At 70.5% G+C, this 8,635-nt stretch carries 8 protein-coding genes and 3 tRNA genes; 3 read left to right on the top strand and 8 right to left on the bottom strand.

Going from position 1 to position 8,635, the window contains the following annotated elements; all coding sequences use genetic code 11:
* Positions 1–103 precede the first annotated feature (103 nt).
* From ABT354_RS34660 to ABT354_RS34625, 8 genes are all read right to left on the bottom strand, one after another.
* Positions 104–176, bottom strand: a tRNA-Gly gene (locus ABT354_RS34660).
* Between the two features lie 22 nt (positions 177–198).
* On the bottom strand, positions 199–810 hold the full coding sequence (locus ABT354_RS34655; RefSeq protein ID WP_351501309.1) for a response regulator transcription factor: 612 nt from the start codon (positions 808–810) through the stop codon (positions 199–201).
* Complete coding sequence (locus tag ABT354_RS34650; protein WP_351501307.1) at positions 807–2,288, bottom strand: sensor histidine kinase; 1,482 nt, start codon at positions 2,286–2,288, stop codon at positions 807–809. The genes ABT354_RS34655 and ABT354_RS34650 overlap by 4 nt, the downstream gene beginning before the upstream one ends.
* A gap of 42 nt (positions 2,289–2,330) precedes the next feature.
* Positions 2,331–3,161, bottom strand: coding sequence for an ABC transporter permease (locus tag ABT354_RS34645; RefSeq protein ID WP_351501304.1), 831 nt, complete (start codon positions 3,159–3,161; stop codon positions 2,331–2,333).
* Position 3,162: 1 nt separating this feature from the next.
* Entirely contained in the window at positions 3,163–4,080 is a 918-nt protein-coding gene (locus tag ABT354_RS34640; RefSeq protein WP_351501302.1) for an ABC transporter ATP-binding protein, read from the bottom strand.
* Positions 4,081–4,250: 170 nt separating this feature from the next.
* A tRNA-Gly gene (locus ABT354_RS34635) sits at positions 4,251–4,323 on the bottom strand.
* 83 nt (positions 4,324–4,406) lie between these two features.
* Positions 4,407–4,478, bottom strand: a tRNA-Gly gene (locus tag ABT354_RS34630).
* A gap of 123 nt (positions 4,479–4,601) precedes the next feature.
* Positions 4,602–4,940: a histone-like nucleoid-structuring protein Lsr2 gene (locus ABT354_RS34625; RefSeq protein WP_351501300.1), complete on the bottom strand. Its 339-nt coding sequence runs from the start codon at positions 4,938–4,940 to the stop codon at positions 4,602–4,604.
* Positions 4,941–5,307: 367 nt separating this feature from the next.
* On the opposite strand from ABT354_RS34625, the gene purS reads away from it, so the two are divergent.
* Genes purS through purL form a run of 3 tightly spaced genes read left to right on the top strand, consistent with a single transcriptional unit; the run spans position 5,308 to position 8,509 of the window.
* Positions 5,308–5,553 (top strand): phosphoribosylformylglycinamidine synthase subunit PurS, encoded by a 246-nt coding sequence (gene purS, locus ABT354_RS34620; protein WP_215092426.1) that lies wholly within the window; start codon positions 5,308–5,310, stop codon positions 5,551–5,553.
* 20 nt (positions 5,554–5,573) lie between these two features.
* A complete protein-coding gene (purQ, locus tag ABT354_RS34615; protein WP_351501322.1) occupies positions 5,574–6,263 on the top strand; it encodes a phosphoribosylformylglycinamidine synthase subunit PurQ in 690 nt (229 codons plus the stop codon).
* Entirely contained in the window at positions 6,260–8,509 is a 2,250-nt protein-coding gene (purL, locus tag ABT354_RS34610; protein ID WP_351501297.1) for a phosphoribosylformylglycinamidine synthase subunit PurL, read from the top strand. The genes purQ and purL overlap by 4 nt, the downstream gene beginning before the upstream one ends.
* Positions 8,510–8,635 lie beyond the last annotated feature (126 nt).

The raw sequence follows: 8,635 nt of genomic DNA, 5'->3' as shown, positions 1-8,635 counted from the left end.
GTCCGGAGCACCCGGGTGCTCCGGACACCCCGGGGGCACCCGGGTGCCCCGGCGGGCATGCGAAAGGCCCGGTTCCGATGACCGGAACCGGGCCTTTCCCCTGAGCGGACGACCAGGTTCGAACTGGCGACCTCAACCTTGGCAAGGTTGCGCTCTACCAACTGAGCTACGTCCGCATGCGCCGTGGCGCGCTGACCACTATACCCAACCCCGATCGCGGGCGAGGCGCACCGCGGAGTGCCGGTTCTCGGCGCCCAGCTTCGAGACGGCCGACGAGAGATAGTTCCGTACGGTCCCCTGCGACAGCGAGGCCCGCCCGGCGATCTCCGCGATGGGCGCCCCGTCCGCCGCGTACGCCAGGACCTCGGCCTCCCGGGCGGTCAGCGGGGAGTCCCCGGCGGAGATCGCGTCGGCCGCCAACTCCGGGTCCACATAGCGGTTTCCCGCATGGACGGTCCGGATGATCTCGGCGAGCCGCTGGGCGCTCAGAGTTTTGGGGACAAACCCCCGCACACCCGCCTCCAGTGCCCGCTTCAGATGCCCCGGCATGCCATGGCTGGTGACGATCATCGTGCGGCAGTGGGGGAGTTCGGCCCGGATCGATGTGGCGACACTCACACCGTCCGCGCCCGGCATCTGGAGATCGAGGACCGCGACATCGGGGCGGTGGGCCCGGGCCATCGCCAGCGCCTCGGTGCCGGACGCCGCCTCGGCGACGACCTCCAGATCGTCCTCCAGGGAGAGCAGCGCGGCCAGCGCGCCCCGGATCAGATGCTCGTCGTCGGCGAGCAGCAGTCGTACGTTCGTCATGCGGCGCTCCCGGAATCCGGCCGGCTCCCCGCCGTGGCGCCGGGTGCGTCCACGGTACGAGGCGTGCCCCCGGTACGAGCCGCGTCCACGGTACGACCTGTGCCCCCGGTACGAGGTGGTGTGCCCGCGGTACGAGGTGTGCCATCGGCCGTACGGGAGGAGCCGCCACCCGGGGCCGCCCCGGGGACACCTGAGGCCCCGGGCTCCCGGCCCAACGGCACGACGGCCCCCAGCGGCACCCGCGCGCTCAGCCGGAAGCGTCCGTCCCGCCCCGGCCCCGCCTCCAGTTCGCCGCCCACCGCCGACAGCCGCTCCCGCAGCCCCGCGAGCCCGCTCCCCGGACGCCCCCGGTCCGCCCCTGAGCCCGTGCCGGAGCCCTCGTCCGCCGCCCCCGCCCCGTCGTTCTCCACGACCAGCCGCGCCGAGCCCGCCAGCTCACCGACCGAGATGGTGCACCGCCGCGCGTCCCCGTGCCGCAGCACATTCGTGGCTGCCTCCCGGACCACCCACCCCAGCGCCGACTGGACATCGCCCGGCAGCTCGACCTCGCCCACCACCACGGTGCAGGTGATCCCCGCCGCCTCCAGGACCCCCCGGGCCCCCTCCAGCTCGATCCGCAGATCCGCCTCGCGGTACCCCCGTACCACCTCGCGCACCTCACGCTGGGAATCCTGGGCGATCCGCTGGACCTCCAGCATCTGGTCCACCGCCTCCGGCCGCCCGCGCCGGGCCAGCCGTACCGCGAGTTCGCTCTTGAGCGCGACCACCGCGAGATTCCGCCCCAGCACATCGTGGAGATCCCGCCCGAACCGCAGCCGCTCCTCCGCGACCGCCAGCCGCGCCTGCACATCACGCGCCTCGCGCAGCTCCCACATCACCGCGAGCATCCACATCGAGACCCGTCCGGTGGCCGCCATCCAGCCGCTGACCACGGTGATGAAGACGGCCGTGAAGAGCCGGTCCCCCGCCGACATCGGGGTCAGCGAGACCAGACCGTAGACGGCGGGCAGCAGCGCCAGATGGCAGAGGGCGGTGTTCCGGTTCCGTACCAGCAGCGCGAGGACGGCGGTGACCGGCAGCACCGTCACCGACAGCAGCATCGGCAGCGTGGCGAGGATCCCGGGCATCCCCGCCGCCATCGCCAGGGCGCACTGGAAGACGAGCAGCGCGCCGGCCGCCCCCGCCGACCACCACAGCAGGGGCCGGGGCACCCGGCCGATGCCCAGATAGGCGTCCATGGCCCGCCGGGCCAGCCGGGCGCAGAGGAACCCCTCGCCCAGTGCGAGCGCCACCCCCAGCGCGATCAGCGGCCAGGCGGCCGCGGCCTGGACATCCGGGGAGAACATCAGGGCCGCCGCGGTCAGCGACCCGGTCCAGACAAGGACATAGATCGTGCCACGGGTGTAGAGATCGACCTTGGCCAGCCCGCTGCGCCCGCGCCAGCGTCCGCCCCAGCTCTTCACCCGTACACCCCGCACAGCTCTACCCCACTCCTCCTCGGTCCGCCGGTCCCTGGTGACTCAGCGCCGGGGCTCCCAGCGGAACCACCGCTGAACAGCAAACACCGACACCGCGGCCCAGACCAAGGCACCGACCAGGGCGACGGTCAGCTCGCGGCCCTCGACCCCGCCGAGCCAGCCGGCCCGTACCAGGGTCATCACTCCGGTGAGCGGGAGGAGTTCGCAGATCCGGGCCATGCCCTCGGGCATCACCGTCAGGGGGACGAGCAGCCCCGAGCCGCCGAGGGAGAGCAGGAACATCGGCATGGTGGTGAGCTGGGCGCTCTCCACGGTCCGGGTGAAGGAGGAGATGACGGCGGCCAGCGCGACGCAGACCAGCACCCCGAGCACGATCCCGGCGGCCAGCAGTTCGGGCCGGTCGGGGGCGCCGACATCCATGAGGACGACCCCGGCGGCCACCAGCAGCACGCACTGGGTCAGTGCGATGCCGACGGCGGGCAGCGCGGTCCCGGTCAGCACCTCGGTGTCCGAGACCTCGCCGGTGCGCAGCCGCTTGAGGACCAGGTCCTCCCGGCGGGCGACATAGGCGGAGACCAGGTTCATATGGACGACCAGGATCAGGATCATGCCGATCCCGCCGGTGAGGGAGGCCTCGGCGATGCTCATCCCGGCCTCCGCCTCGTCGATCCGCTCCATCGAGCCCTGGATCGCCATCATCATGATCAGCGGCATCAGCAGGGCGACGAAGAGGGCGGAGCGATTGCGGACCAGCAGGGTCAGCTCGGCGCGGCCGAGTGCGGCGAGCCGGCCCGTGGCGGTGGTCCTGCGGGCGGTGGAGCCGGGGCCCTGGGGGGCGGCTGTCGGCCCCGCGATCGTGCTGTTCCGTGTCATCTCACACACCCGCCATGTCCGTCTGCGCGATCTCCAGGAAGGCTTCTTCGAGCGAGGCCGACCGCGCGTCGAGCCCCTTCAGCCGTACGTTCGTCTCCGCCGCCCACCGCAGGAGTTCGCCGAGCGAGCCCTGGAGGTCATGGGTGCGGATCGAGATCCGCTGTCCCTCGGCGGCGGCCCGCAGGGAGAGCGGCAGCCGGGCCGGTGCCACCCCCTCGGGCAGCTCGAACCGGATCCGGGCGGGCCGCTCCGCGGTGACCTCGGCGGGGGTGCCCCCCGTCACGATCCGGCCCCGGTGCATGATCGCCAGCCGGTCCGCCAGCGCCTCCGCCTCCTCCAGATAGTGGGTGGTGAGCAGCACGGTGGTGCCGGTGTCGCGCAGCGCCCGGACCAAGTCCCAGGTGTCGCGGCGGCCTTCGGCGTCGAGTCCGGTGGTCGGCTCGTCGAGGAAGAGCACCTCGGGGCGGCCGAGGAGGGCCAGTGCCAGGTCCAGCCGCCGCCGTTCGCCGCCGGAGAGCTGCTTGACGCGGACCTTGGCGCGATGGCCGAGGCCGACCAGGTCCAGCGCCTCGGGGACGGGCCGGGCCCCGCTGGTGCAGCCGGACCACATCCGGGCGGTCTCGGCGACGGTCAGATCGGAGGGGAAGCCGCCTTCCTGGAGCATCACCCCGACCCGGTGGCGGACGGCGTCCCGTTCGCGGTACGGGTCATGGCCGAGCACCCGGACGGTGCCGCTCGCGGGGGCGGCCAGCCCCTCCAGCAGTTCCACGGTGGAGGTCTTGCCCGCGCCATTGGTGCCGAGCAGGGCGAAGATCTCGCCGCGCGCCACCTCGAAGCTGATGCCGCTCACGGCCTCGTAGCCGCCCGCGTACCTCCGCCGCAGCTCGTCCACCGTGATCACGTACTGGTCTGTGGTCATGTCCTCAGCCTCCCGCCGTGCGGAGGGCCGGGGCAGTGCGTGCTGTCATGGCTGTTCATGACAAATGTCATGGGTTTTAGCGTGCCCCTGACAAGGCGCCCCTGACGAAGCTGGAGTGAAGGCAACGAAAAAGACCCGGTTCCGAAGATCGGAACCGGGTCTTCACCCTGAGCGGACGACCAGGTTCGAACTGGCGACCTCAACCTTGGCAAGGTTGCGCTCTACCAACTGAGCTACGTCCGCACTGCTCCCGCGCCAGCTCTCACTGGGCGGTGCGACCACCACTCTACCTGATCCACTCGCGTGGTCGGTAAGAGATCGGTCAGAGCGGGTGACAGGAATTGCACACTGCGCCTTCCCCCTGGAAGGGGGATGTTCTGCTACTGAACTACACCCGCACGCTGCTGAGGTTCTTTCCCTTTCGGGTGTTTCCCCCTCGGCGTGATCCATACTTTAGCCCACGGTGGGGGGTGCGGCGCAACTCAAGATCGGACCGGGGCCGCACGGGCCCCGGGCGGGGCTCAACCCGCCTTGCGGAAGGCCTCGTAGACCGCCTTGGGGATCCGCCCCCGGGCCGGCACGTCCATCTTGTTGGACTGCGCCCAGGCCCGGACCGCCGCGGGCGCGGGCTCCAGCGCGGTGTGGGTGTACGCGACCGCACGCGGCCCCGGTCGCCCGCGCGCGCCGGACTGCTTCCGCCCGGCCGCCAGGTAGGGGGCGAGAGCCTTGCGCAGTTTCTTGGCATTGGCGGGATTGAGGTCGATCTCGTACGTCTTCCCGTCCAGGCCGAACCTGACCGTTTCCGCTGCCTCTCCTCCGTCGATGTCGTCGGAGAGCGTGACCACGACTCGCTGTGCCACGGATATCGGTCCTTTCCCGCGGTACCCCGCCGGTCCACCCGGGCGCTCGTGATCACCTGACGGCTCTCCGTCGGCTGCTCGCCCGTGCTGACATGCTGGGATACCGGCATTCCGGCTGTCGAGGGTTTTTTGGTGCTGTTCCCTGTATTCCTTTGTACGCGAGCGGGCGTACATTGTGAAGCCCACCCAATTGTCTGCGCGTGTCCGATCAATGCGGACTGGAATTTTCTTCCGGATTTCCGCGCTCCGTTGCCCCGTCCGTGTTCCTTCATGACCGGCTCCGATATCCACCCATATCTACGCGAGTAGATTTCTCGGACGGGTACGCTGAGCGGACCGCCCTCGCAACACATCACCGGGAGTGCCCGTGGCACGCGTCGTAGTCGACGTCATGCTCAAGCCCGAGATCCTCGACCCGCAGGGACAGGCGGTGCAGCGCGCACTGCCCCGCCTCGGATTCGACGGTATCGCGGACGTTCGTCAGGGAAAGCGTTTCGAGCTGGAGGTGGAGGGGCCGGTGGACGACGCCGCCCTCGCCCGCATCCATGAGATGGCCGAAACGTTCCTCGCCAACACCGTCATCGAGGACTTCGTCGTCAAGGTCGAGTCGTGACCGCCACCCCGTCACCCTCTGTGGTCGGCGGCAACACCCGGATCGGGGTCGTCACCTTCCCCGGGACCCTGGACGACCAGGACAGCCTGCGGGCCGTACGGCTCGCAGGGGCCGAGCCGGTCTCCCTCTGGCACCGTGACAAGGACCTCAAGCAGGTCGACGCCGTGGTGCTGGCCGGAGGCTTCTCCTACGGCGACTATCTGCGGGCCGGGGCCATTTCCCGGTTCTCGCCGGTCATGGAGACCATCATCGACCAGGCCAGGGCCGGCCTGCCGGTGCTCGGCATCTGCAATGGCTTCCAGATCCTCACCGAGTCGCATCTGCTGCCCGGTGCCATGCTCCGCAACAACCACCTCCACTTCATCTGCCGCGACCAGCGGCTGCGGGTGGAGAATGCCGGGACCGCCTGGACCTCCGATTACGAGCAGGGCCAGGAAATCTCCGTCCCGCTGAAGAACATCGACGGCCGCTATGTGGCCGACGAGCGGGTCCTGGACGAGCTGGAGGCGGAGGGGCGGGTCGCCTTCCGCTATCTGGGGTCCAACCCGAACGGCTCGCTGCGGGACATCGCGGGCATCACCAACGCCGAGGGCAATGTCGTCGGCCTGATGCCGCACCCGGAGCACGCCGTGGAGCCGCTGATCGGCACCGGCCGCACCGACGGTCTCGCCTTCTTCACCTCGGTCATCAAGAAGTTGGTCACCTCATGACGCTGGACACCGTCAAGCACGCCACCGGCACCCCGGAGGCCGAGCAGCCCTGGGCCGAACTCGGTCTGAAGCAGGACGAGTACGAGCGCATCCGGGAGATCCTGGACCGCCGTCCCACCGGCGCCGAGCTGGCGATGTACTCGGTCATGTGGTCCGAGCACTGCTCGTACAAGTCGAGCAAGGTCCATCTGCGGCAGTTCGGCGAGAAGGCCCCCGAGAACGACGCCCTGCTCGTCGGCATCGGCGAGAACGCCGGGGTCGTGGACGTCGGCCAGGGGTACGCGGTCACCTTCAAGGTGGAGTCGCACAACCACCCCTCGTACATCGAGCCCTACCAGGGCGCGGCCACCGGCATCGGCGGCATCGTCCGCGACATCCTGGCCATGGGCGCCCGCCCGGTCGCCGTGGTCGACCCGCTGCGCTTTGGCGCCGCCGACCACCCCGACACCAAGCGGGTGCTGCCCGGTGTGGTCGCGGGCATCGGCGGCTACGGTAACTGCCTCGGGCTGCCCAATATCGGCGGCGAGGCCGTCTTCGACCCCTGCTACCAGGGCAACCCGCTGGTCAACGCGGGCTGCATCGGGGTGATGCGGCACGAGGACATCCATCTCGCCCAGGCGTCCGGCGTCGGCAACAAGGTCATCCTCTACGGTGCCCGCACCGGCGGCGACGGCATCGGCGGGGTCTCCGTCCTCGCCTCCGAGACCTTCGACAGCACCGGCCCGGCCAAGCGCCCCGCCGTCCAGGTCGGCGACCCCTTCCAGGAGAAGCTCCTCATCGAGTGCACCCTGGAGATCTTCGCGGAGAAGCTGGTCGCGGGGATCCAGGACCTCGGCGGCGCCGGGCTCTCCTGCGCCACCTCCGAGCTGGCGAGCGCCGGCTCCGGCGGTATGCGCGTGGAGCTGGACACCGTGCCGCTGCGCGACGCGACCCTCTCGCCCGAGGAAATCCTCATGAGCGAGTCGCAGGAGCGCATGTGCGCGATCGTCGAGCCCGACAAGGTCGCCCGCTTCCTGGAGATCTGCGAGAAGTGGGACGTCATCGCCACCGTCATCGGTGAGGTGACCGACGGCGACCGGCTGGAGATCTTCTGGCACGGCGAGCAGATCGTGGACGTACCGCCGCGGACCGTCGCCCATGAGGGTCCCGTGTACGAGCGCCCGTACGCCCGCCCCGCGTGGCAGGACGCCCTCCAGGCCGACGACGCGGGGCTGCTGCCCCGCCCGGAGACCGCCGAGGAGCTGCGGGCGCAGGTCCTGAAGGTCGTGGCCTCGCCCAACCAGGCGTCCAAGGCATGGATCACGGACCAGTACGACCGTTTCGTCCAGGGCAACACCGTGCTGGCGCAGCCCGAGGACGCGGGCATGATCCGTATCGACGCGACGACCAACCTCGGTGTGGCCATGGCCACCGACGGCAACGGCCGGTACGCGAAGCTCGACCCCTACACCGGCACCCAGCTGGCGCTGGCGGAGGCGTACCGCAATGTCGCCGCCTCCGGTGCCCGGCCGCTGGCCATCTCCAACTGCCTGAACTTCGGTTCGCCCGAGGACCCGGGCGTCATGTGGCAGTTCGCCGAGGCCACCCGCGGTCTCGCCGACGGCTGTCTGACCCTGGGCACCCCGGTCACCGGCGGCAATGTGTCGCTCTACAACCAGACCGGTGACATCGCGATCCACCCGACGCCCGTGGTCGCGGTCCTCGGTGTGATCGACGATGTGACCCGCCGTACCCCGATCGGCTTCGGCGAGGAGGGGCAGCTGCTCTATCTCCTCGGCGACACCCGCGAGGAGTTCGGCGGCTCGGCCTGGTCCCAGGTGATCCACGACCACCTCGGCGGGCTGCCGCCGGCGGTCGACCTGGACCGGGAGAAGCTGCTGGGCGAGATCCTGATCTCGGCCTCCCGCGACGGCATGATCGACGCCGCCCACGACCTGTCCGACGGCGGTCTGATCCAGGCGGTGGTGGAGTCGGCGCTGCGCGGCGGCAAGGGCGCGCGTCTGGTGGTGCCGGACGGGCTGACCCCCTTCACCTTCCTCTTCTCGGAGTCGGCGGGCCGCGCCATCGTGTCGGTGCCGCGCAGCGAGGAGCTGCGCTTCACGGACATGTGCGGCGCGCGTGGGCTGCCCGCGACCCGGATCGGTGTCGTGGACGGTGACACGGTCGACATCCAGGGCGCGTTCACGCTCCCCCTGGACGAGCTGCGCACCGCGCACGAGGAGACGATCCCGGCGCTGCTCGCGTAGTTCCCGCAGTCGCGACAGGCCCCCGCTTCCCGGTTCTCCCGGGGTGGGGGCCTGTCCCGTTCTCTGGGGCGGGGGCTTTTCGCGGTCCCCGGGACGGCTCCTTGCGTGTGATTACGTAATTACGTA

This window comes from Streptomyces sp. NPDC000594 (assembly GCF_040299965.1).
Classification (GTDB): domain Bacteria; phylum Actinomycetota; class Actinomycetes; order Streptomycetales; family Streptomycetaceae; genus Streptomyces.
The sequence above is the reverse complement of the archived record's forward strand: the minus strand, read 5'-3'. Positions and strand labels throughout refer to the sequence as shown.

Coding starts and splice junctions, on each gene's coding strand:
- purL (WP_351501297.1), top strand. CDS start 6,260: ATGACGCTGGACACCGTCAAGCACGCCACCGGCACCCCGGAGGCCGAG.
- ABT354_RS34645 (WP_351501304.1), bottom strand. CDS start 3,161: ATGACACGGAACAGCACGATCGCGGGGCCGACAGCCGCCCCCCAGGGC.
- ABT354_RS34640 (WP_351501302.1), bottom strand. CDS start 4,080: ATGACCACAGACCAGTACGTGATCACGGTGGACGAGCTGCGGCGGAGG.
- ABT354_RS34655 (WP_351501309.1), bottom strand. CDS start 810: ATGACGAACGTACGACTGCTGCTCGCCGACGACGAGCATCTGATCCGG.